Raw genomic sequence first — 23,169 nt, forward strand, 5'->3', positions numbered from 1 at the left:
CGCTCTGTGCCGATTGTGCGCCCCGACGGACGCCTTGGTCAGTGGGCGTTCTCGTATTCGGTGATGTGCGCGACCTTGGTCGCGCTGGCCGACGCCGGGTCGAAGCGGTAGCCGACCCATTCGGCGACGATCTTCTTCGCCACCTCGGGACCGATCGCACGCGCTCCGAAGGTGATCACCTGGCAGTCGTTCGATTTGATCGACCGCTCGGCGGAGTACGAATCGTGCGCGACCGTCGCCCGCACGCCGGGCACCTTGTTCGCCGAGATCGCCATGCCGATGCCGGTGCCGCAGACCAGGACGCCCCGGTCCGCCTCGCCGCGCGCGATCGCTTCCGCCGCGGCCAGCCCCAGCAACGGGTACGCCCGGTCGTCCGCCGCGTCGGGCACGCCGAGATCGGTCACCTCGGTGACTCGTTCGTCGGCCCGCAGCAGGTCGCGCAGCTGATTCTTCAGTTCGACCCCGGCGTTGTCCGCCGCCACCACGATGCGCATCAGTCCGCGCTCCTTTCCAGCTCCTCGCCGACAGCCGTGACCAGCAGCGAGAACGACACCGCACCCGGGTCTGGATGACCCTCGCTCCGTTGCGCGAGCCGCGCCGCGCGCCCCTTCGCCGGACGCAACCGCGCGGTCTCCTGCGCGGCCACGACTGCGGCTCCAGCGGCTTTCCGCCATGCCTGCACTACTTCCGAGCCCGCCTGCTCCCGCAGCGTGGCCCGGAACGGCTCGATCGCGTCGAGCATCGTCTTGTCGCCCAGTTCGGCCTTGCCCAGCTCGCAGAACGCGCGAACCGCACCGTCGACCGCGTCGGCAAGCATCGCCGTGGTGATGTCCTCGGCCGCCACCCCGCTCAGCCCGGCACCGGTTTCCGCCAGCAGCACGCCGTACAGCGCGCCCGAGGCACCGCCAGCCGCATCCGCGAACGCGGTACCGGCAGCCAGCAGCGCACCGGAAACCGTGTCCGGCTCTCGCCGCGCGGCGGCGACGGCGGCGCGCATCCCGCGGGTCATGCCGAGCCCGTGGTCGCCGTCCGCGGCCACCGCGTCGAGCCTGCCCAGCTCGGCTTCGTTTTCCTCGATGCTGCGCAACGCCGCGGTGAGCACCCGGTCGACCACGCTGGTCCCCGGAGCCTCCTCGGTCAGCAATTCGTCCACTGTGGACTCAAGCGCGACGGTAGCCAGCTCGGCGCCCTTGGTGCGATAGCCCGGGGTGTCGCACGGCGCGGCGTACAACTCGGCCAATTCGTCGTCCAACACCAGGATCGACAGCGAGACCCCGGCCATGTCGAGGGAGGTGACGAACTCCCCGACCTCGGAATGCACCGGACTGAGCCCGGCCTGGGCCAGCCGTTCGTGCACGCGGGGGTAGGTGACGAACATTTCCTCGTATTTGGTGCGGCCGAGCCCGTTCACCAGCACGACCACGCGGCCGTCCCCCTCCGGCAGCTCCGGCAGGAGACCGTCGACCAGTTCGTCGGCCAGCTCCGCCGCGGACAGCCGGCCCACCGTGCGCACGCCCGGTTCGCCGTGGATTCCGAGGCCCAGCTCCATTTCCTGGTCCGCGACCGTGAACAGCGGAGAGTCCGCCCCGGGCAGCGTGCAGCCGCCGAAGGCGACGCCGAACGTCCGCGTGCGAGCGTTCGCTTTCGCCGCGACCTCGTGCACCGCGTCGAGACTGTAGCCGCGCTCCGCCGCCGCACCGGCGATCTTGAAGACCAGGAAGTCGCCCGCCACGCCGCGGCGGCGCTCCGGTTCGGTCGCCGGGCCGCTCGCGATGTCGTCGGTGACCAGGATGGTGCGGCTTGGAATGCCCTCCGCCGCCAGCCTGCGGGCGGCGAGTCCGAAGTGGAGCACGTCGCCCTGGTAGTTGCCGAACCCGAAGAGCACGCCGGCTCCGTGGTCCGCCGCCCGCGCCGTGCGGTAGACCTGCTCGGCGCTCGGGCTCGTGAACACGTCGCCGACCACCGCGCCGTCCGCAAGACCAGGGCCGACGAGACCCGCGAACGCCGGATAGTGCCCGCATCCGCCGCCGATCACGACCGCGACCTTCGGGCTCGCCGGAGCCTCGCGGCGGACGACGCCATAGGCGTCCGGCACCTTCTGGACGGTGCGGCCGTACGCGGTGACGAACCCGTCCAGCCACTGCCGCTTGAACGTGTCCGGGGAACCCAAGGTGGTCATGGTTCAGTCCTTCGCAGCCACCGGCTCGCCGGCCAGGTAGGCCAGGAGCTTCAGTCGGACGTCGTCGTTGCTCTCGGCCACCGCGCTGGCCAGCTCCAGCGCGTCCGGCTTCGGCGGGTACGTCGGGTTGGGCAGCGCGATCACGGTGAGCCCGGCCGCGGCCGCCGCCCGGATGCCGTTGCTGGAGTCCTCGACCCCGAGGCATTCGCTGCCCGATTTGCCGAGCCGGGCCGCCGCCTCCAGGTACACGTCCGGGTTCGGTTTGCCCCGCGCGACCTCGGCGCTGGACACCGTCGCGGTGAACTCGCCGGTGAGCTGGTGCTTTTCGAGCACCGCGTCGATCACCCGGCGGGCCGCCGACGACGCGAGCGCGACCGGGACCCGCTCGCTGACCTCGCGCACCATCTCGCCCGCGCCGGGAAGCAAGGGCGCTTCGCCCGCGTCGATCGAGGCGATCATGCCGTCGACCACCGCGCGTTCCACCTCGGCCGCCTGGTCCGGCACCCCGCAGCGGCGGGCGAGATAGCCCGCCCATTCGGGCGCGCTCATGCCTTGCACCGAGGCCGTGTCCTCCGCCGTCCACTCGACCTGGTGGCGAGCGGCGAAAGCGACCCAGTTCTCCTCCCAGAGGTGTTCACTTTCCACCAGGACACCGTCGAGGTCGAACACCACCGCGTCGAGCGTCATCCACCAGATCCCTTCAGAGACGAGCCCGTTTCACACGAGCAATGTTAAGTTAACAGCGACGATGAGAAGTTCGCAAGGGTGTTCACACAAGGAGGGCACGAGTGGGCGCACGGCTGCTGCTGGCCAGGCACGGGCAGACCGAATGGCACGCGGAGAACCGCTACGCGGGCACCAGCGAGGTAGCGCTGACCGAGGAGGGGGTCCGCCAGGCGGAGGCGCTGGCCGCGTACGCCCGCCGGGTGAAACCGGACGCGCTGTTCTGTTCGCCGCAACGACGCGCCCGGCGCACGATCGAACCGACGGCACAGGCAGTTGGACTGGTCCCGGAAATCGTCACCGACCTGCGGGAAACCTACTTCGGGATCGCCGAGGGTCGCACCCGCGACGAGGTCCGGCAGACCGATCCCGAGGCGGTCGAACGCTTCCTCGCCGATCCGATCGCCGGGGCGTTTCCCGGAGCTGACGACCCGGCCGAGGCGGCCGAGCGCGGGGCTCGCGCGATCCGGTCGATTGCCGCCGCGACCAGCGGAACCGCGCTGGTCGTCGCGCACAACACGCTGCTGCGGCTCACGCTCTGCCAGCTGCTCGGCATCCCGCTCTCCCGCTACCGCACCGTGTTTCCGCGGCTGGACAACGCGGCCGTCACCGAACTGGAGGTGAGCGGTGACCGAACGGCCCTGGTGCGCTTCAACCTCCCAGTGGAACCGCGATAATCACGGCATGTCGACCGAAAAGCCTGCCGCCCACCCCCGCGAGAACCGTCAGCAGAAGCTGACCGAGCACGTGTTCCGGCAGGGTTCGGCGACCATCGGCGAACTGGTCGACCTGCTCGGCGTCAGCATGATGACGGTGCACCGGGACATCGACGAACTGTCCCGGCGCGGCCTGGTCCGGAAGTACCGCGGCGGCGTCTCGGCGATGCCGTCGACCGTGTTCGAGAGCAACGCCGAGTACCGGATGAACGCGCACGTGGACGCCAAACGGGTGATCGCGATGCACGCGGTCGAGCAGGTCGAACCGGGCATGTCGGTGCTGCTCGACGACTCGACGAGCGCTCTCGCGCTGGCCCGGCTCCTGGTCGACGTGACGCCGCTGACCGTGGCCACGAACTACCTCGCCGCGATCGACGTGCTCAAGAACGTGCACGAACTGCGCCTGATCTGCATCGGCGGCGACTACTCGCCCACCCACGATTCGTTCCTCGGCATGCAGAGCATCGAGTCGATCGAACGGCTCTCAGTGGACATCGCGTTCGTGTCCACCTCGGCGATGAGCACGTCGATGAGCTTCCACCAGGAACCCGAGATCGTGATGATCAAACGGGCCATGCTGGCCGCCGCGCGGCACAAGGTGCTGCTGATGGACCACAGCAAGATGAAGCGAACGGCACTGCACCGGCTCGCGCCGCTGGACGACTACGACCTGCTGATCGTGGACGAGGGCGCAGATCCGCACTACGTCGACGAGATGCGCAGCCGGGTCGAAGTCCAGGTCGCCGAAGATCCCGACAACTGATCGACTTAATAACACTCTTGCGTGCGAAGTTCACACGAGCCATGATACGTTCGATCTCGACGTCATGGAGGCGTGTATGAACGAGTCGGCAACAGCGGAGTTGCCCAAGACGGGCTTCGGGCGCTTGCTCACGAAATGGGGGCTGCCCGCACCCCTGTTCCTCGGGTATGTCGGACTGCTCCTGTTCATGATCGGCGACGGAGTGGAGTCCGGTTTCATCGCGCCGTACATGGCGGACAACGGCGCGGGCACGGAAATCAAGGCGTCGTACGTGATCACCGTGTACGGCGTCGCGGTGATGCTGGCGTCCTGGCTGTCGGGCGCGCTTTCCGAACTGTGGGGGCCGCGCCGGGTGATGATGATCGGCCTGGTCATCTGGCTGGTGTTCGACGCGCTGTTCCTGACGCTCGGCCTCGCCGGCGGGAACTACCCGGCGATGCTGATCTGCTACGGCATCCGCGGATTCGGCTATCCGATGTTCGCGTTCGGATTCCTGGTGTGGATCACCGCGGTGGCCCCGGTCGCCCGGCTCGGCGCGGCGGTCGGCTGGTTCTACTTCGCTTTCACCGGCGGCCTGCCCACGCTCGGCGCGCTCGTCGCGAGCTTCACCAACCCGCTGTTCGGCCACTACGGCACGCTGTGGGTGGCGGTCGTGCTGCTCGGCGTCGGCGGTCTCGTGGCGGTGCTCGGCGTCCGGCAGCGCACGGGATACCGCAGGCTCGCGCCGCCGGACGTGAAACCGGTGCAGAGCCTGGTTTCCAGCGTGTCGATCGCGTGGAAGAAGCCGCGGGTCGGCGTCGGCATGATCGTGCGGATCATCAACACCGCGCCCGAATTCGGCATGCTCGTGTTCTTCCCGACGATCTTCATCTCCCAGATCGGGTTCGGGGAGAGCCGCTGGCTGCTGCTCGTGTCGGTGATCTACGGGACGAACATCTTCTTCAACCTGATCTTCGGCGTGCTGAGCGACCGGATCGGCTGGCGCACCACGATTTTCTGGTTCGGCGCGATCGGCTGCGCGATCTCGATCCTGCTGCTGTACTTCGTGCCGGTCGCGATGGGCTCGCAGTATTACTGGCTCGCGCTGATCGTCGGCGCGCTCTACGGCGCGACGCTGGCCGGATTCGTGCCGATCTCCGCGCTGCTGCCGTCGCTGGCCCCGGAGCACAAGGGCGGCGCGATGGCTTTGCTGAACCTGGGCGCGGGAGCGGCAGCCTTTGTCGGACCGGCGATCGTGTCGCTGTTCCTCGGGCCGGCCGGTGCCGCCGGGGTGGTCATCATCTTCGCCGCGCTGTACCTGGTGGCCGCGGTGCTGGTGCGGTTCCTGAAGCTGCCTGAGGAAACCGAGAAAGCACTGGCGAGCGACGGCAGTTTGCAGGATGTCGAAGAGAGGGTCAGCACGGCGTGAACGAGCAGGTCTCGGTCGGCATCGACGTCGCCACCGCGGGGGTTCGCGCCTTCGCGGTGCGCGGCGGCTCGGTCCTCGCCACCGCATCGGCGTCGCTGCCGGCGCCGGTGCGCGCGGACGGCGGCCGCAGCGAACAGGATCCGTCGGCGTGGTGGCCCGCGGTCGGTTCGGTGCTGAACGAGGTCACTGCCGCGTTGCCCGGGCGCGGCGCGGAAGTCTCGGCGGTGGCGATCGCGGCGACGTCCGGAACGATCGTCGGCGTCGATGCCGCGGGCGAACCGGTGACGCCCGCGTTGATGTACGACGACCGGCGCGGCGCGGACTACAACGCGAAAGCCGCGGAACTCGGTGCCGCACGGTGGCAGAAGCTGGGTTCAGGCGTCTCGCCGACCGCGGCGCTCGGCCGGATCGCCTGGCTGGCCGAGCACACCGAGGCGGTCGCCGTCCGGCACACGCCGGAGATGATCGCGGCGAAACTCACCGGACATCCGGTCGCGGCGGATTGGTCGCACGCCCTCAAAAGCGGTTACGACCCGCTGGCTGAGGAATGGCCGTCCGAGGTGTTCGCCGGATTGGGGGTGCCGGAGGGAATGCTGCCGCAGGTGGTCGCGCCGACGAGCGTGCTCGGCGAGATCTCCGTGCCGACCGCCGGATTGCCTGCCGGATGCCTTGTGGTGGCAGGCATGACCGACGGGTGCGCCGGACAACTGGCCGCGGGTGCCGTGGAACCGGGGCGGTTCGTCGGGATTCTCGGGACCACGTATGTCCTGAAGGGCGTCACCGAATCGCTGGTGCCGGATCCCACCGGGGTCATGTACAGCCACCGGCATCCAGACGGATGGTGGTTGCCCGGCGGCGCTTCGAATACCGGCGGGGAGTCCGTTTCGGACAGTCCACGGCTGGCCGAGCTGGATGCCGCCGCCGGTGCCCGTGGCCCGGCCGCAGTGGTGGCTTTCCCCTTGCGCCGCAAGGGAGAACGCTTCCCGTTCGCCCACGGCGATGCGGAAGGTTTCGTCCTCGGCACCCCCTCCGACGAGGTCGAGCTGCACCGGGCCCGGCTGGAGGGAGTCGCCTTCCTGGAGCGACTCGCCTTAGACCACCTGCGACGGCTGGGCATTTCGGTCCACGAGCCGCTCCTCGCGGCGGGCGGCGGCAGCAAGAGTCCTTTGTGGACCCGGATCCGGGCGACCGTGACCGGGCTGGGGCTCCAGGTGGCCCCGCAAGCGGAAACGGGATACGGCGCGGCCCTGCTCGCGGCAGCGGGATGCACGCCGGGCGGCCTGAGCGCGGTGTGCCAGGAGATGCCGGTGGGGTCGCTCGTCGAGCCGGAACCCCGCGAGGAGGCGGCGATGCTGGCTTCGTACCAACGGTTCTGCCGCGAATTGCGGGATCGCGGCTGGATTGACGACGAACTGTTCACCGTGGCGGCGGGGTGATGCGACTGGCAACCTTGACTGTTACGCGCGAACCGCACGCTGTGAGCCACGGACGCCGGGATAGCGCTGCGGGCTCCGAACTCCGCTGACAGGAACCCTCGCAGGTCGCTGACGCCTCAGCTACGCCATCGCCGAGCCAGAATTCTTGCGGGCCGACGGTGAGTGCCGCCAGGGCGGTCGCGACCCGGTGGGACCCGAGGCTGAGGAGTCCGGTGCCCCGGCTGCGGCAAGTCCACGTCCGGCGGGCCGTTGATGCGCCTGCTTGACCCGGCGTCGGGCAGGATCCGGCTGGGGTGTTGATGCCCTGAGTTCGTTCCGCGCCTGGACAGGAGGCGTGGACTTGGCCTGCGGGTGCAGCAGCACCGGACCGCGACCGGGCAAAGGCGCAGACCCCACCCGCGGATGCACCAGCACTAGACAGTCCGCGCCCGGCAAGAGGCGCGCCCTCCCATGGGTGTAGCAGCATCAGCCGGTGGTCCTGACCGGCTAAGACGAACCAGGCGGGAGCGGTCGGAGGTGCAGCAGCCCCAGGCGGTCCGCGCCGCGCAAGACGCGCAGACCCCGCCCGCGGGTGCAGCATCAACCGGTCGCCCTGACTGGTTCAGGCGAGCCGGGAGCCGTCGGAGGTGTGGCGGTTAGGAGCGACCTGCGCGGGGGCGGCGGCCGTTGCCGTTGCTGCCGTGCGGAGGCTTCGCGGTTTGCTTGGGGTCGGCGGATGATTGCGAGTCCGAAGTGGACGCGGCCGGGCGCGGGGTCGGCTGAGGCAAGGCAGGTGCGGATGAGCCCGTTGCCAAATCGGCGTTGGTCGGTGACGGAAACGAAGGCTGCGAAGCGGTGCCGGTCGGCGAGGGAGAAGAAGCCTTCGAAGCAGTGTCAGTCGGCGAGGGAGTTGACGGCCGCGAAGGTGCGTCAGCCGGAGAAGTAGTAGCTCCGGAAGGCCCGCCATCCGAAGCGGAAGCTTGCGCAGATGCAGCGACGGCTTCCTCTTCCTGCGAACCGAGGAAGCGCAATGCCTCCTGGACGGCCTCGTTGGTCGCGGCGATCCGGTCGGCGACCTTGGTGCGCAGGTCCAGGGCCAGGGTGCGCGATTCGGTGGCTTCGGATTGCTTCTGGAGGGCGTCGGCGAGGGCGGTTTCCGCTTGTGCCTTCTTGATGGCGATCTCTTCCGACGCTCGACGGTCGGCTTCGGCGCGGACCTCGGCGGCGGCTGCTTCCGCGGCGGCGTCGGTTTCGGCTCGGAGTCGGGCGGATTCCTCGTCGGCGGCTCGGCGGGCGGCTTCGGCTGCGGCGTCTGCCTCCGCGCGGGCTCGGGCGGCGGCTTCGTCGGCTTCGGTGCGGACGCGGAGGGCTTCGGCGTCCTTCTCGTCGCGGATGCGGCGGGCTTCGGCGTCGGCGGCTAGGCGGGCGTGCTGGGACTCCGCGTCTGCCTTGGCTCGGGCCTCGGCGGCGGCTTCGTCGGCCTGGGTGCGGGCGGTCAGGGCGGCCTGATCGGCCTCGGCGCGGGCCGCTGCGGCAGCCTGGTCCGCCTCGGCTCGGGCGCGGTCGGCGGCTTCGGTGCGGGCGGCGATCTCGGCATCGGCTGCCGCAGTGCGGGTGGTGATGTCTTCGTTAGCCGCCGCAGTGCGAGTGGCGATGTCCTCGTCGGCGGCAGCCGTGCGCGTGGCGATGTCCTCGTCGGCGGCAGCCGTGCGCGTGGCGATGTCCTCTTCGGCCGCGGCCAGGCGAGTGGCGATCTCCGCATCCGCCGCAGCCGTCCGGGTGGCGATGTCTTCGTTAGCCGCCGCAGTGCGAGTGGCGATGTCCTCGTTAGCCGCCGCAGTGCGCGTCGCGATGTCCTCGTTGGCCGCAGCCGTCCGGGTCGCGATGTCTGCGTCGGCGGCAGCCGTGCGCGCGGCGATGTCTTCGTTGCCTGCCTTGATCCGCGCTTCGAGGTCCGCTAGGCGGGTCGCGATCTCCTCGTCCGCGGCGGCGGTACGGGTAGCGATGTCCGCTTCTGCAGCAGCGATCCGGGACTCCAGGTCCGCCTGTCGCGCGGCCAAATCCTGCTCCGCCGCCGCGACGCGGGCGTCCAGGGCTTCCGAGCGCGCGGCCAAATCGGCGTGGGTCTCCGCGAGCAGGCGCTGACGTTCCGCTTCTGCTTCTTTGGCCGCTTTGTCCGCTGCCCGTTGGGTTTCGTGGGCGTAGCGGTCCGCTTCGGCGCGGGTCGAAGACGCGTCTGCTTCCGCGGAGCGGCGGAGGTCGGCGATCTCCTCCTCGGCCAGCTGCACCATCATCCGCACGCGTTCGGAGATCGCACCGGCACCCGCCGGGCTCGAAGTGACCCGGACCAGCGCGGCCTTCGCTTCAGACAGTTCCGCCTGGGCGGTCGTCAGGGCCTTCGTGAGTTCGCCCGCGGTGGCCACCGCCTCGTCGCGGCCGTGGGAGGTCGTCTTGAGTTCGCTGGTCAGCTGGGCGATGCGGGCGTCGACCTGATGCGGGTCGTATCCCTTCCGGGTAACAGCAAAGGCGGGGTGCTGCGGCTTCTCGGGCGCGACCATCGGGCCACCTTAGTGAGCGGGGCACCTCCGGCACGTACCGCCAAACGGCTGTATTACGAAGCGCGAAACCCGACGTCACGCATGGCATCCTGTCTCCTCGACGTACCGCGCGGGCGAACGGGGCAAAGCATGGACCTTTCAGCCGTCGCCGCCGACCTGGCCGCGCACTGGCACGTGTACGCGACCATGCCGTTCATCGCGGCGCTGATCGGCTACCTGACCAAACGCGTCGCGATCGAGATGATGTTCCGGCCGCTCGAGTTCCGCGGCCTCCGGCCGTTCCTCGGCTGGCAGGGCGTCATCCCGGCCAACTCGCGGCGGATGGCTACCACCGCGGTCGACCTGCTCACCAAGAATCTCCTCGACCCGCGCGAGGTGTTCGCCCGGCTCGATCCGGAGGAAATGGTCGCGCAGCTGGAAGAACCGCTGCTGAAAGCGGTCGACGAGGTCACCCGCGAAGTCTTCGAGACCTACCAGCCGCGGTTGTGGGAGTTGCTGCCCGCCCGCGCGCAGCAACTGCTGGTGGACCGCGTCCGCGCGCAGGCGCCCGCGGTCGTGAAGCGGCTGATGCGGGAGGTGGCGTCGAATGTGGACGAAGTCCTCGACGTCAACGACATGCTGATCAACGCCATGGTCCGGGACAAATCGCTCACCTGCCGGCTGATCCGCGAGGTCGCCGCGCCCGAATTCCGGTTCATCGCGCGCAGCGGGATCGGCTTCGGATTCGTGATCGGGCTCGTCCAGCTCGTCGCGTGGGCGCTCACGAAACAACCGGTGATCATGCCGATCTTCGGTTTCGTCACGGGCTTCGTCACGGACTGGCTCGCGCTCAAAATGATCTTCTACCCGCGTCAGCCGCGCCGGTTCCTGTTCTTCACCTGGCAGGGCATGTTCCAGAAACGCCGCGCGCAGGTCGCCGCGGACTACGGCGCGTTGATCGCGGAGGAGGTCCTCACCGCGGGGAACGTGCTGGAAGCCGTGCTGACCGGGCCGCGTGCGGACAAGCTGTTCGCACTCGTCACACGGGAGGTCCAGCGGACCGTCGACGCGCAGGCCGGCCTCGCCAAACCGCTGGTCGCGCTCGCGGTCGGCGGGCGCGAGTACCAGCAGATGAAACAGGCGGCCGCGGAGAAGGCCATCGCGTACCTGCCGGAAACCGTCAAGCACGTCGAGAGTTACGCGACCGACGCGCTCGACGTCCGCAACACCATCGTCGACAAGATGCAGCAGCTGACCCCGCTCGAGTTCGAGGGCATTCTCCGCCCGGCGTTCAAACAGGACGAATGGAAACTGATCGCGGTCGGCGCGGTGATCGGCGGGCTGGTCGGCGAACTGCAGGTGCTGCTCCTCCTCCACTGACGCGCGCGGGTTACCGTTCCGTAGGCAACACGGAGGGGACGCGCGTGCACACTTTCGCCGAGCACTGGCCGGTGTACGTCTCCATGCCGTTCATCGCGGCGCTGATCGGCTACGTCACCAAGCGCGTCGCCATCGAGATGATGTTCCGCCCGCTCGAATTCGTCGGCATCCGGCCGTTCCTCGGCTGGCAGGGCGTGCTGCCCGCGAACGCCGAGCGGATGGCGACGACCGCGACCGACATGCTCACCACCAACCTCGTCGATCCGAGGGAGATCTTCGCCCGGCTCGACCCGGAGCAGGTCGCGAAGGAGATCGAGCAACCGCTGCTGCGCGTGGTCGAGGACGTCACCCGCGAGGTGATGGAGACCTATCAGCCGCGGCTGTGGGAAATGCTGCCGTCCGGCGCGCAGCAACTGCTGCTGAAACGCGTGCAGGCCGAGGCGCCGAGGGCGATCACGAAGATCATGCGCGAGATTTCCCAGAACATCGAGGACGTGCTCGACCTCAAGCACATGGTCGTCACGAACCTGGTGCGCGACAAGGCTTTGCTGAATCGGCTGATCCGCGACATCTCACGTCCGGAAATGCGGTTCATCGCCCGCTCGGGCATCTGGTTCGGGTTCATTCTCGGCTGCGTGCAGCTGCTGGTCTGGGCGCTGACGAAGTCGCCGATCGTGCTGCCGCTGTTCGGGCTCGGAATCGGCTGGCTGACCGACTGGCTCGCGCTCAAAATGATCTTCCTGCCGCGTGAGCCGAAACGGTTCTTCGGCTTCTACAACTGGCAGGGCGTGTTCCAGAAGCGCCGCGACGAGGTGGCCGCCGACTACGGCGACATGATCGCGCGCGAGATCATCACCGTGCCGAATCTGCTCGAAGCCGTGCTGCGCGGGCCCAAATCGGACCGGCTGTTCTCGATGATCACCCGCGAGGTGCAGAAGACGATCGACGCGCAGGCGAGCGTCGTGAAGCCGTTCGTCGCGATCGCGGTGGGCACGAAACGCTTCCAGGAGATGAAGCAGGCCGCCGCCGCGAAAGCCGCCGAGCGGGTGCCGGACACCATCCGGCACGCGGAGACGTACGCGATCAACGCGCTCGACGTCCGCAACACGATCGTGGACCGGATGCGCCGGCTCAGCCCGCTCGAATTCGAGCAGCTGCTGCGGCCCGCGTTCCGGCAGGACGAATGGAAGCTGATCGCGGTCGGCGCGGTGATCGGCGGGCTCGTCGGGGAGCTGCAGGCGTTGCTGCTCCTCGGTTAGGACGCGCGCGCGATACGGTTTCCTTCCGGAACGGGGAGGGAGGCCCGGTGGACGCGGTGCTGGACGATCTCGCGCGGCACTGGCCGGTGTATGTCTCCATGCCGTTCGTCGCCGCGCTGATCGGCTACGTCACCAAACGCGTCGCGATCGAGATGATGTTCCGCCCGCTCGAATTCATCGGCATCCGGCCGTTCCTCGGGTGGCAGGGCGTGGTGCCGAAGCACGGCGGGCGGATGGCCGCGATCGCGACCGACCTGCTCACCGCGAACCTGCTCGACATCAAGGAGGTCTTCGCCCGCGTCGACCCGGCGATCATCACCCGGGAACTCGAGCAGCCGCTGCTGCGCGCGGTCGACGGCATCGCCCGCGACGTGCTCGAACAGCATCATCCTCGGCTGTGGGAGGTCCTGCCCACGCTCGCCCAGGAACTGCTGATCAAACAGGTGCAGGCCAGCGCGCCGCAGCTGGTGCGGGACTTCCTGGACGAGGTCCGCGACAACCTGGACGAGGTCCTCGACGTCCGGCACATGACCGTCGAGCGGCTCACCCGCGACCGCGCGCTGCTGGTGCGGCTGATCCGCGAAACGTCCCGGCCGGAGATGACGTTCATCGCGCGCGCCGGGATCGTCTTCGGCTTCGTCCTCGGCCTGGTCCAGGTTCTGGTGTGGGCGCTGACCCGCCAGCCGCTGGTGCTGCCGATCTTCGGCGGCGCGATCGGGCTGTTCACCGACTGGCTCGCGATCAAGATGATCTTCCTGCCGCGCGAACCGGTGCGGCTGGGCCGGGTCATCCTGCAGGGCAAGTTCCAGCGGCGGCGCGCCGAGGTCGCCCGGCAGTACGGCGAACTGGTGGCCAACGAGGTGCTGACCGTCCCGAATCTGCTCGACGCCCTGCTGCGCGGCCCGAAGTCGGACCGGCTCGTGGCGATGGTCGAACGCGCGGTCGGACACGCGGTGGACGCGCAGGTCAGCGCCGCGAAACCGGTGGTCGCGCTCGCCGTCGGGACGCAGCGGCTGCAGGAGATGAAGCACGCCGCGGCGCAGCGGGCGCTGGCCGAACTGCCGTTGACCGCGCGCTACGCCGAGGGGTACCTGACCGAGGCGATGGACGTCGCGAAGATCGTGGAGCAGCGGATGCTCGCGCTGACGCCGCTGGAGTTCGAGGGATTGCTGCGGCCGGCGTTCCGGCAGGACGAATGGACGCTGATCGCGGTCGGCGGCGTGATCGGGTTCGTCGTCGGCGAATTGCAAGTCCTCCTCATGCTCGGCTGACTTTTCGGCGGTTGTTCGCGCCGGGCTCACTCGAACTGGCTAATCTCAGTGCCGTGTCCGAGCCACCGCAGCTGCCCGCAGTCCACGAGGCCTACCTGCCCCGCGAGCACGCGCTGCATCGCCCGCGGCACGGCAAACGGCAGCTGACCGCGCTGGTCAGCGCCCTGGTGTTCTTCGCGACGCCGACCCTGCTGTGGGTCGTCGGGGTCCGGCCGAGCGAGATCGAAAACCACAAGCTCGCCGGCTTCCCCAGCCTCGGCGAGGGGTTCGGGTTCTTCACGAACCTGCCCAAATGGGCGACGGATCAGCTGTCGTTCCGGGCGGGCGCGATCAACGCGGCGAACGGGATCAGCGAGGGCGTCTTCGGCGAGGCCGCACCGCTCGACCAGGGTTCCGCGTCGAGCAGCGGCCCGATCCCGGCCCCGCCGCTGCAGCAGCCGGGCGCGCCGAACACTGGCCCGTCCGTGCCGAGCGGACCGGGTTCGAGCCAGGCCGGATACCGCAAGGTGGTGCAGGGTTCGGACGGCTGGCTGTACTACGGCTACGACTCCGAGGCGAAGTGCACGCCGGCCCAGGACATCGACACGACGATGAAGCGGATCGACGAACTGCGCGCGGCGGTCGAGGCGTCCGGCCGCAAGTTCGTGTTCGTGGTGACGCCGGACAAGACGACGATGGTGCCGCAGTTCCTGCCCGCGAGCTACCCGGGCAAGGAATGTTCGCAGGCCGCCTCGCCGAACGACTGGTACAAGATCACCACCGAAGGCCACTCGCTGGACCTGCGCCCGCAGCTGGCGGCGGAAGCGGCCCGCGTCGGCCACCCGATCTACGCCCCCAACGACACGCACTGGCGCGACGAAGGCGGTCTCGTCCTGACCCGCGCCCTCGCCGAGACGATCAAACCGGGCGCGACGGCCACCTGGAAGAGCGCCCCGGACGGCCAATACGACGCGGTCGCGGACCTGCCGCTGCTGCTCGGCCAGACCGGCGTCAAGTCGAACACCCGCTACGACCTGCGCCCGGACGGCGTCACCGACCGCGCGGGCGAATTCGTCGGCAGCATCGACCAGCCAGTGCACCGCTCGACCGCGCCGATCGTCGGCACGGTCGACCAGCCGACGCTGGTCTACGGCGACTCGTTCAGCCTGGCGTCGTCGCGGTACCTGGAGGCGGCGTTCACGAATCTCACGTATTTGGCGTATTCGACGGACAAGACGCCGCAGTCGCAGGCGGTGGATCTGTTCGTGAACTCGCACGTGGTGGTGCTGCAGGCGGTGGAGCGGAATGTCGCTGGCGGGCTGGTGCCGTTTACCGACGAAGGGTTCATCTCGGCGGTGAAGACGGCGCTGGCGCAGCATCCGATCCGCTAGCTGTATGAGGTCAGGACGTTGCTGACACGTGACGGCGTCGCCGAACCTGCTCTAAGAGCTACGTGCGGGCATAGAGGAACTCTTCTGCGGCTCCCGGTTCGTCTCGCCGTTCGGATCGATGAACTTCCGCCGGCTGAGGCCGAGTTGCGCCAATAGCGGCGTGATCGTGCGGCGGCTGACCGGGGTACCGTCCTGGTGGAGCTCGAATGCGAGGCTGACCGTTTGTGTTCGCGCCGCATCGCTTCGATCCGCTTCACGAACCCCCTGGCGCAGCCGTCGGCTGGTGTGCAGGCGCGGAGGAGCGGTCGACGAGCCCGAGATCGCCGAATTGCTTGTAGCGGTTCACCCGCTCAGCGGCGGTCGCGCGGTCGATGCCCGTCTCGGCCGTCGCCATCCGGTCACCGGGCTGACGTGGCTGCGTTCGGGATCTCGTTGAGCGAGTAGTACACCGGGAGGCCGCGGCCCTGTGCGATCGCGACGTCCTGGTCCGCGCCGCGGGAGTCGCCGGGAAGGCGCAGCACGGCGTCGCAGTGCTGGAGCAGCCGCTCGGCGGTCGGGTACATCACCTCGGCGGCCAGCGGGTCGGCCGGCCCGCTGGCTCCGGCGCTTTTCAGCACGGGCAGGGCGACCCACTCGCCGATCATGGGCACGTGGCCGGCTTGGAAGACGGGCCAGGCGGCTTCCTCCAGGCGCTTGAGGTTCCGCGCCATCAGCTCGGGGTCGCCGCCCGTCCCGGATGCGTAGGGGCCGGCGATCAGAATCAGCATAGGCTTGCTCATACCCGGCACAATACAGCAGAAACGTGCAACAACAGGAAGGATTGCGATGCTCGCTGCGGCACGCAAAGACCTGCTCCTCGAACGACTGCGCACCGAGGGGCGCATCGTCGCGAAGGAGATCGCCGCCGAACTGGGCCTGTCCGAGGACAGCATCCGCCGGGACCTGCGCGAACTCGACGCCCAAGGCCTGGCCGTCCGCGTCTACGGCGGCGCGCTCCCCGCATCGCCGGCCGTGGCCGATTACGCCGCGCGAGCGTCCGTCGCGCCGGAGAGCAAGCGGCGGGTCGCCGCGGCGGCCGTCGCGCTGATCGAGCCGGGAGCCACCGTGATCCTGGACGGCGGAACCACGACGCTCGCGGTGGCCGACGCGCTCCCGAAGAGGTTCCGCGGCACGATCATCACCCACAGCCCCACCATCGCCGCCGCCCTCCTGGACCACGAGGCCGAGGTCTTCCTGATCGGCGGGCAACTGTTCAAGCACTCCGCCGTCGCCTGCGGGGCCGCCGCGGTCGAAGCCGCGAACCGGATCAGCGCGGACCTGTTCTTCCTCGGCGTGACCGGCATCCACGCCACCGCGGGCCTGACCACCGGCGATGCCGAAGAAGCCGCGATGAAACGCGCCCTCGCGTCCCGCGCCGCGGAAACGTACGTCCTCGGCAGCGACGAGAAGATCGGCACTGCCTCCCGCTACCCCGTCCTCCCGCTCGACGCCGTCGCCGGCGTCATCACCGACACGCCGGAGAACGACGCGACCTCACAGGAACTGACCAAGGCCGGCGTCAACCTCATCCACGCCGACTGACCGCCTCAACAACGCCATGGCCGGCAACAACTAGCCGACCGGAACCGCAGCCACTTCCGCCGGGCTCGTCCGCACCCCGCGCCGACGGTCGCGGACCCACGCGATCACGCGGCACACCAGATAAATCAAGAACGAAATCGAAGTCACGAACGCGCTCACCGGCAATCCCGGGGCCAGCGACAGCACGATTCCGCCCAGTGCGGCGACTTCCGCGAAGACCACCGACAGCACCGTCGCGCGCAGTGGGCTCGCCGTGACCCGGGCGGCGGCCGCGGCGGGCGTCACCATCAGGGCGACCACCAGCAGTGACCCGACCACCTGCACGCTCAGCGCCGTCGCGACCCCGACCAGCAGGGAAAACAGCACCGTCAACGACTTGACCGGAACCCCGCGCGCCTCGGCCACCGCGCGGTCGACGCTGGCGAACAGCAGCGGGCGATAAATCAGTGCCAGCACCGCCAGGACCACCGCGGCGGAGATCGCCAAGGCGGTCAGGTTCGTGCTGTCCACCGTGATGATCTGGCCGGTCAAAATGCCGAATTTGTTGGCTGACCGTCCTTTGTAGAACGACAGCAGCAGGACGCCCATGCCCAGCCCGAAGGACAGGATCACGCCGATCACCGAATCGCGGTCGGCGTCGCGGATTCCCAGGATTCCCAGCAGCAGCGCGGCGGCAACGGCGCCGGCGAGTGCGCCGTATTCCACTCCGACGCCCAGCAGCAGCGCACCGGCCGCTCCGGTGAAGGCCAGTTCGGACGTGCCGTGCACAGCGAAGGACATGCGGCGCATCACGATCAGCGGGCCGAGCACGCCGGCCAGCAAGCCGAGCACCGCGGCCGCGATCAGGGCGATGCGGACGCTGTCCAGTTCCGCGATCAGCTCCCACGTCTTGGCGAAGTCGAACATGCCGTCCAAGGCTCAGCCCACTGCTTCCTGCTCGTGGTGGTGCGGTTGGTCCTCGCACAGCGCGCTCTGCGCACCGGCGATGTGGATCTGCCCGCCGACGCGCAGCACCTCGATCTTCGTCCCGTACAGGTCCGACAGCGTCTCCGAGGTCATCACCTCGTCCGGCTTGCCGATCCGGAACTGGCCGTTCACCAGGTACAGCACGCGGTCGACGAACTGCAGGACCGGATTGATCTCGTGCGTCACGAACAGCACCGCGGTCCCGGCCGCACGCCGGCGCGCGTCGATCAGTTCGCTGACCGCGCGCTGGTGCGCCAGGTCGAGCGACAGCAGCGGTTCGTCGCACAGCAACACCGTCGGGTCGCCGACCAGCGCCTGCGCCACCCGCAGCCGTTGCTGCTCGCCGCCGGAAAGCCGGCCGACCGGCTGCCTCGCGTAACGCGTGCCGCCGACCGAGTCGATCACCGACGCCACGCGGCGTTTCCGCTCGCGCATTCCGGCGAGGCCGGGGCCCCAGCGGTGGCCGTCGAGGCCAAGGCCGACCAGGTCGATGCCGCGCAGCGTGAGCGCGTCGTCGATCGCGCGCTGCTGCGGGATGTAGCCGACCTTGCGGTTCGCGCCTCCCGGACGTCCGCCCGCGATTTCCACCGTGCCCGCCGACAGCGACTGCATGCCCAGCAGCGCCTTGAGGAAGCTGCTCTTGCCGGACCCGTTCGGGCCGAGGACAGCGAGGAATTCGCCCGGCTCGACGTCCAGGTCCAAACCGGACCAGAGGGTGCGGTCGCCGAAGGCGAGCCCGGCCCCGCGCACGCGGACCGCGGGGCCGGTTTCCGGAAGCTGGACGGACATCAGCTGTTCAGAGCCCCCGACAGCGAGTCCACATCCTTGGTCATCCAGTCAATGTAGCCCGTGACGTTCGCCGGGAGCGTCTCGGATACGTCGACCACCGCGACCCCGGACGCCTTCGCGTCGGCGACCGCCTGCTTGGTCAGCGGGGTGACCGTCTGCACGTTGTTGACCAGCGCCTTCACCTGCTTCTCCTTGATCAGCTTGGTGAACTCGGAAACCGCGGCGGCGGGCACGTCGGTCTCGTTCTCGATCGCGTCGGAGAACGCCTTCGGGGTGGCGTCGGCGATGTTCGCGGTCTTGAGCAGGTAGTGCGCGACCGGTTCGGTGACGACGACCTTCGTGTCCGGGTGCGCGGTCCCCAGCGCGGCCGCCTTCTTGATCAGGCCGTCGAGCTGGGCCTTGAAGGTCTTGGCGTTGTCGTCGAACTTCTGCTTCGACGCGGGCTGGATCTCGCCGAGCGCGGCCGCGACCTGGTCGGCGACCTTCTCCACGCCCGGCAGGTCGTACCAGACGTGCTCGTTCTCCTCGCCCGGCTTGGCGATGTCGTACGCGACCAGCTTCTTCGCCGAAGCCGCCTCACCCGAAAGCTTGGTGAAGAACTCGTCGTACCCGCCGCCGTTGCCCAGCGTCAGCTGCGCCTTCTTGGCGGCGAGCGCGTCGTCGGCGGTCGATTCGTACGAGTGCGGGTCGGCCGACGGATCGTGGATGATCGACGTGACCTGCACTTTGTCGCCTCCGACGGCGGACACGACGCTGCCCCAGACATCGGTGGACGCGACGACCTTCACCTGGTCGCCCGCGCCCCCTCCCGCCCCGGAACCGGACGAGGACGACGTGCTGGAGCACGCGCCGAGCGCGAACACAGCCAAGGCCGACGCGGCGGCGAGGACGCTCGTGGTGCGGCGGGAAGTCATCGGGCACTCCTGAGTCGAACTGCTAATGGAAACCGTTGTCAGATTCACTTTACCCCATCCGAACGGCGAGCCTCACTCCACCGGGTGGCCGCACCCGCTCTTGATCACCGAGCGGATCGAGACGCTCACCACAGGGGTGTCGCTTCTGGAAAACGATCTGAACCGTTACGGTTTGCGGATGGGCCGTCCTATTCGCACCCGGAGGCAGGCGACATTGGCGTCGCTCGCGGCGGAGCTCGGGGTGTCCAGGACCACCGTGTCCAACGCCTACAACCGCCCGGACCAGCTCTCCCCCGAACTGCGCCGCAGGGTGCTCGAGACCGCGCGGCGGCTCGGCTACCCCGGCCCGGACCCGGTCGCGCGCTCGCTGCGCACCCGCAAGGCGGGCGCGGTCGGGCTGCTGCTGACCGAGAACCTCTCCTACGCCTTCCGCGACCCGGCCGCCGTCGGCGTGCTCGAAGGGCTCGCGCTGGCCTGCGAGGACGCGGGCGTCGGCCTGCATCTCGTGCCGGCCAGCCCCGGCCGCGAGGACCTCGCCGCGGTGCACCGCGCGGGCGTGGACGGGTTCGTCGTGTACTCCGTGCCGGACGACGATCCGCATCTCGCGGCCGTCCTGGAACGGCCGGTGCCGACGGTAATCATCGACCAGCCACGGATCGAGGGCGTGGACCGCGTCGGTCCGGACGACGCGGCCGCCGTGACGCAGCTCGCGGACCATCTCGTGGCGCTCGGCCACCGGCAGATCGGCGTTCTCTGCATGCGGCTCGGCCGCGAGCGCAACGACGACTTCGTGACCGCCGAACGCCAGAGCGGCGCGCATTTCCACGTGCAGCGCACCCGGCTGGAGGCGCTGGCGACCGCGTTCTCCTCGGCGGGCGTCGACTGGGCGACCGTGCCGGTCGTCGAGCGTTTCGACCACACGGTGGACGACGGCGCCTCGGCCGCACGTCAGCTGCTGGACGCGTATCCGCAGGTCACCGCCCTGGTCTGCACGTCGGACATTCTCGCGCTCGGCGCGCTGGCCGAGGCCGCGCGCCGCGGGCTGCGGGTGCCGCTCGACCTCACAGTGACCGGTTTCGACGGCATCGCCGAGGCGGAGCGCTCCGGGCTCACCACGGTGCATCAGCCGGTGCTGGAGAAGGGCAAGGTGGCCGGACGGCTGCTGCTCAGCTCGGCCGAGCGGGTCGGGCCGAAGGTCATCACGCTGCCGACCGAACTGCGGGTCGGCCGCACGTCGGCGCCGCCGCGGACGGTCGAGGAGCCCTGGTTCGGCGGCTGAGTCGTGCGCGGCGATGCCGGTGAGAACCGGCATAACCACGCACAAGACACCCCAGCCTTTGCCGTGATTTCCCGCCCACCGCGTTGTGCGGGCGGGTCGCGGCGGGTTCCATGGACGCCAGCCGCCCGTGTCCCGCGGGGAAGCGCAGGCCGAAAGGTGCCCCATGACCTCCATCGACGTGCTGCTCAAGCGCAATCAGGAAATCGGCCACATCGTTCCGGGCGACCGGTCCTCCCCCAAGCCGTCGCTGCAGGTGTCGATCCTGACCTGCATGGACGCCCGGATCCGCGTGTTCGAGATCTTCGGCCTGCTGCAGGGCGAGGCACACGTCCTGCGCAACGCGGGCGGCGTGGTGACCGACGACATGATCCGGTCGCTCGCGCTCAGCCAGCGCAAACTCGGCACTCGCGAGGTGCTGATCGTGCAGCACACCGACTGCGGCCTTTCCACGGTCACCGACGAGGAGTTCAAGGACGAACTGGAGTCCGCCACCGGGCTGCGGCCGACCTGGGCGGTCGAGGCGTTCCGCAAGGTCGAGGACAGCGTCCGCACCTCGGTGGAGCGCGCCCGGCGCAGCGACTTCCTCCTGCACACCGACAACGTGCGCGGATTCGTCTACGACGTGAAGGCCGGGAGCCTGACCGAGGTCAAGTAAGAGCTTTCGTATTCAATGGTGGGGTGGCCCTAGACACCGATGTGCTGATCGAGTGGTTCGCCGACGTCGGCCGGGACCTGCCGTGGCGGGAGCCCGATTGCTCGGCGTGGGGCGTGCTGGTCAGCGAAATCATGTTGCAGCAGACGCCGGTCTCGCGCGTCCAGCCGATCTGGCTGGAGTGGATGGCTCGCTGGCCGGTGCCGTCGGCGCTCGCCGCGGAGACCACCGGCGAGGTCGTGCGCGCGTGGGGCAAGCTCGGCTACCCGCGTCGCGCGCTTCGGCTGCACGCCGCCGCCACCGTCATCGCTCAGGAGCACGGCGACGTCGTTCCGTCCGATGTGGACACGCTGCTCGCGTTGCCCGGCATCGGCGCGTACACGGCGCGCGCGGTGGCGGCGTTCGCGTACGGCAAGCGCGCGCCGGTGGTGGACACGAACGTCCGACGGGTGGTCGCGCGCGCCGTACATGGCGCGGGGGACGCTGGTCCGGCGTCGAATACCCGCGACATGGCGGACGTCGAAGCGTTGCTTCCCGCCGAAGACGCGCCTGCGGCGAAGCTGTCCGCAGCCTTGATGGAGCTGGGCGCGCTGATCTGCACCGCGCGGTCGCCGAAGTGCGCGGACTGCCCGATTTACGCCGAATGCGCGTGGCAGCTCAACGGCCGTCCCGAATACGCCGGTCCGGCCAAGCCGGTGCAGAAGTTCGCCGGCACCGACCGGCAGGTGCGCGGGCTGTTGCTGGACGTCCTGCGCGGTGCCGAGGGGCCGGTCGAGAAGGCGCGGCTGGATGTCGTGTGGCACGAAGCCGGCCAGCGCGACCGGTGCCTGGATTCGCTGCTCGTGGACGGTCTGCTGGAGCAAACCCGCGACGGGCTGTTCGCGCTTCCCGGGGAACACTGACGCACTACTACGAAAGTCGGCAAAAAGTTGTCCCCTCCGGGGCGCCGGGTTAGCTTTCCCCCGTCGCACTTCCGGGCTGAGGAGTTCCGCATGGGGGAAGCAACGCGTCGTGCCGTCCTGAAGGGCGGCCTCACCGTCACCGCCGCGGGCGCTTTGGGCTTCGCAGGAGCGAAATCCGCGGCCGCGGTGACCACGCCGGTCATCCATTCGACGGCCGAGTGGAACGCCCGTCCGCCCTCGGGCACGATCGTGGTGGAGAACCACAAGCCGACGTACATCGTGGTGCACCACACCGTCGACCCCGGCAACAACACCGACTACTCGCTGGCGCACGCGCTGCAGATCTCGCGGGACATCCAGAACTTCCACATGGACACCCGCGGCTGGATCGACACCGGCCAGCAGTTCACGAACAGCCGCGGCGGCTTCGTCACCGAGGGGCGGCACCGCAGCCTGGAAATCCTGCGCGGCGGGAAGCAGCACGTGCAGGGCGCGAACGTCGCCAACCACAACAGCGAATGCATCGGCATCGAGAACGAGGGCCTCTACAGCACGGTCGACGTGCCGGTCGCGCTGTGGAACTCGCTCGTGCAGCTGGTCGCCTACATCGCGCACCAATACGGCATCACGCCCGAGTTCATCAAGGGCCACCGCGATTTCAACTCGACCGAGTGCTGCGGCCAGGTGCTCTACAACCGGCTCCCGGAGCTGCGCACCGCGGTCGGGCAGCAGCTCGGCCTGTCCGTCGCCCGGCTCGACGCGCCGGAGTGGCCGCTGCTCAAGCCGGGGGACACCGGCCCGCAGGTGCGGACCGCGCAACGCTTCCTGCGCGCCGCCGGTTTCGGCGTGCCGACCGACGGCGTATTCGGCAAGGCGACCGCGGACGCGGTGTCCGCGCTGGCCGCGGCGCACGGGCTTTCCCGCGACAGCTGCACCGCGGCCCGGGCCGGCGACGAATCCGCCTACCTCGGCTCGGACGTCTGGCCGCTGATCGTGCCGGCGGACCGCTCGACCGCCGCGTGGCGCACCGAGCTGGCCCGCTGACCGGGGACGCCTCACGTGTGC

22 protein-coding genes are annotated in these 23,169 nt (G+C 69.4%); 13 read left to right on the plus strand and 9 right to left on the minus strand.

The window, feature by feature from the left end; all coding sequences use genetic code 11:
- Positions 1-38: 38 nt before the first annotated feature.
- From SSMG_RS35585 to SSMG_RS35595, 3 genes are read right to left on the minus strand one after another with little or no spacing between them, the layout of a single operon-like run.
- Positions 39-494 carry a ribose-5-phosphate isomerase gene (locus SSMG_RS35585; protein WP_037715926.1) on the minus strand — a complete coding sequence of 152 codons (456 nt, stop codon included), beginning with the start codon at positions 492-494 and terminating at the stop codon, positions 39-41.
- The gene (locus SSMG_RS35590) at positions 494-2,179 is read right to left on the minus strand and encodes a dihydroxyacetone kinase family protein (protein ID WP_009084216.1); all 1,686 of its coding nucleotides are present in this window, start codon (positions 2,177-2,179) and stop codon (positions 494-496) included. The genes SSMG_RS35585 and SSMG_RS35590 overlap by 1 nt, the downstream gene beginning before the upstream one ends.
- Positions 2,180-2,182: 3 nt before the next feature.
- A complete protein-coding gene (locus SSMG_RS35595; RefSeq protein WP_009084217.1) occupies positions 2,183-2,866 on the minus strand; it encodes an HAD family phosphatase in 684 nt (227 codons plus the stop codon).
- Positions 2,867-2,967: 101 nt separating this feature from the next.
- Between SSMG_RS35595 and SSMG_RS35600 the strand changes: the two genes are divergently transcribed.
- The 4 genes from SSMG_RS35600 to SSMG_RS35615 all read left to right on the plus strand — a co-directional run bounded on the left by SSMG_RS35600 (position 2,968) and on the right by SSMG_RS35615 (position 7,225).
- The gene (locus SSMG_RS35600) at positions 2,968-3,579 is read left to right on the plus strand and encodes a histidine phosphatase family protein (RefSeq protein WP_009084218.1); all 612 of its coding nucleotides are present in this window, start codon (positions 2,968-2,970) and stop codon (positions 3,577-3,579) included.
- 7 nt (positions 3,580-3,586) lie between these two features.
- Complete coding sequence (locus SSMG_RS35605; RefSeq protein ID WP_009084219.1) at positions 3,587-4,381, plus strand: DeoR/GlpR family DNA-binding transcription regulator; 795 nt, start codon at positions 3,587-3,589, stop codon at positions 4,379-4,381.
- A gap of 76 nt (positions 4,382-4,457) precedes the next feature.
- Positions 4,458-5,789, plus strand: coding sequence for an MFS transporter (locus tag SSMG_RS35610; protein WP_050788355.1), 1,332 nt, complete (start codon positions 4,458-4,460; stop codon positions 5,787-5,789).
- The gene (locus SSMG_RS35615) at positions 5,786-7,225 is read left to right on the plus strand and encodes an FGGY-family carbohydrate kinase (protein WP_009084221.1); all 1,440 of its coding nucleotides are present in this window, start codon (positions 5,786-5,788) and stop codon (positions 7,223-7,225) included. The genes SSMG_RS35610 and SSMG_RS35615 overlap by 4 nt, the downstream gene beginning before the upstream one ends.
- Before the next feature lie 635 nt (positions 7,226-7,860).
- Here SSMG_RS35615 and SSMG_RS42745 read toward each other — a convergent pair.
- Positions 7,861-9,762, minus strand: coding sequence for a hypothetical protein (locus SSMG_RS42745; RefSeq protein ID WP_009084222.1), 1,902 nt, complete (start codon positions 9,760-9,762; stop codon positions 7,861-7,863).
- A gap of 129 nt (positions 9,763-9,891) precedes the next feature.
- Here SSMG_RS42745 and SSMG_RS35630 point away from each other — a divergent pair, with 129 nt between their 5' ends.
- From SSMG_RS35630 to SSMG_RS35645, 4 genes are read left to right on the plus strand one after another with little or no spacing between them, the layout of a single operon-like run.
- On the plus strand, positions 9,892-11,121 hold the full coding sequence (locus SSMG_RS35630; protein WP_009084223.1) for a DUF445 family protein: 1,230 nt from the start codon (positions 9,892-9,894) through the stop codon (positions 11,119-11,121).
- Positions 11,122-11,165: 44 nt separating this feature from the next.
- Entirely contained in the window at positions 11,166-12,380 is a 1,215-nt protein-coding gene (locus tag SSMG_RS35635) for a DUF445 domain-containing protein (RefSeq protein WP_037715929.1), read from the plus strand.
- Between the two features lie 47 nt (positions 12,381-12,427).
- Positions 12,428-13,651 (plus strand): DUF445 domain-containing protein, encoded by a 1,224-nt coding sequence (locus SSMG_RS35640; protein WP_009084225.1) that lies wholly within the window; start codon positions 12,428-12,430, stop codon positions 13,649-13,651.
- A gap of 53 nt (positions 13,652-13,704) precedes the next feature.
- The gene (locus SSMG_RS35645; RefSeq protein WP_009084226.1) at positions 13,705-15,021 is read left to right on the plus strand and encodes a hypothetical protein; all 1,317 of its coding nucleotides are present in this window, start codon (positions 13,705-13,707) and stop codon (positions 15,019-15,021) included.
- Between the two features lie 253 nt (positions 15,022-15,274).
- Here SSMG_RS35645 and SSMG_RS45735 read toward each other — a convergent pair whose 3' ends face one another.
- Both SSMG_RS45735 and SSMG_RS35650 read right to left on the minus strand, forming a co-directional pair.
- Complete coding sequence (locus SSMG_RS45735) at positions 15,275-15,415, minus strand: leucine zipper domain-containing protein (RefSeq protein ID WP_107487938.1); 141 nt, start codon at positions 15,413-15,415, stop codon at positions 15,275-15,277.
- A gap of 4 nt (positions 15,416-15,419) precedes the next feature.
- Complete coding sequence (locus SSMG_RS35650) at positions 15,420-15,800, minus strand: DUF4406 domain-containing protein (protein ID WP_234392781.1); 381 nt, start codon at positions 15,798-15,800, stop codon at positions 15,420-15,422.
- Positions 15,801-15,846: 46 nt separating this feature from the next.
- On the opposite strand from SSMG_RS35650, the gene SSMG_RS35655 reads away from it, so the two are divergent.
- Positions 15,847-16,602: a DeoR/GlpR family DNA-binding transcription regulator gene (locus SSMG_RS35655; RefSeq protein WP_009084228.1), complete on the plus strand. Its 756-nt coding sequence runs from the start codon at positions 15,847-15,849 to the stop codon at positions 16,600-16,602.
- Between the two features lie 30 nt (positions 16,603-16,632).
- On the opposite strand, the gene SSMG_RS35660 is transcribed toward SSMG_RS35655, so the two are convergent.
- Genes SSMG_RS35660 through SSMG_RS35670 form a run of 3 tightly spaced genes read right to left on the minus strand, consistent with a single transcriptional unit; the run spans position 16,633 to position 19,271 of the window.
- Positions 16,633-17,508, minus strand: coding sequence for a metal ABC transporter permease (locus tag SSMG_RS35660; protein WP_009084229.1), 876 nt, complete (start codon positions 17,506-17,508; stop codon positions 16,633-16,635).
- Between the two features lie 12 nt (positions 17,509-17,520).
- A complete protein-coding gene (locus SSMG_RS35665; protein ID WP_037715933.1) occupies positions 17,521-18,357 on the minus strand; it encodes a metal ABC transporter ATP-binding protein in 837 nt (278 codons plus the stop codon).
- Positions 18,357-19,271, minus strand: a complete 915-nt coding sequence (locus SSMG_RS35670) for a metal ABC transporter solute-binding protein, Zn/Mn family (protein ID WP_037715936.1) — start codon at positions 19,269-19,271, stop codon at positions 18,357-18,359. Before SSMG_RS35670 ends, SSMG_RS35665 begins: the two co-directional genes overlap by 1 nt.
- 241 nt (positions 19,272-19,512) lie before the next feature.
- On the opposite strand from SSMG_RS35670, the gene SSMG_RS35675 reads away from it, so the two are divergent.
- The 4 genes from SSMG_RS35675 to SSMG_RS35690 all read left to right on the plus strand — a co-directional run bounded on the left by SSMG_RS35675 (position 19,513) and on the right by SSMG_RS35690 (position 23,148).
- A complete protein-coding gene (locus SSMG_RS35675; RefSeq protein ID WP_199786412.1) occupies positions 19,513-20,550 on the plus strand; it encodes a LacI family DNA-binding transcriptional regulator in 1,038 nt (345 codons plus the stop codon).
- 163 nt (positions 20,551-20,713) lie between these two features.
- Positions 20,714-21,205, plus strand: a complete 492-nt coding sequence (locus tag SSMG_RS35680; RefSeq protein ID WP_009084233.1) for a carbonic anhydrase — start codon at positions 20,714-20,716, stop codon at positions 21,203-21,205.
- A 23-nt stretch (positions 21,206-21,228) separates the two neighbouring features.
- Positions 21,229-22,104 carry an A/G-specific adenine glycosylase gene (locus tag SSMG_RS35685; RefSeq protein WP_009084234.1) on the plus strand — a complete coding sequence of 292 codons (876 nt, stop codon included), beginning with the start codon at positions 21,229-21,231 and terminating at the stop codon, positions 22,102-22,104.
- A 90-nt stretch (positions 22,105-22,194) separates the two neighbouring features.
- Positions 22,195-23,148 (plus strand): peptidoglycan recognition family protein, encoded by a 954-nt coding sequence (locus tag SSMG_RS35690; RefSeq protein ID WP_037715938.1) that lies wholly within the window; start codon positions 22,195-22,197, stop codon positions 23,146-23,148.
- Positions 23,149-23,169 lie beyond the last annotated feature (21 nt).

Source organism: Streptomyces sp. AA4 (assembly GCF_000158875.1).
In the GTDB taxonomy this organism is placed as follows: Bacteria; Actinomycetota; Actinomycetes; order Mycobacteriales; family Pseudonocardiaceae; genus Amycolatopsis.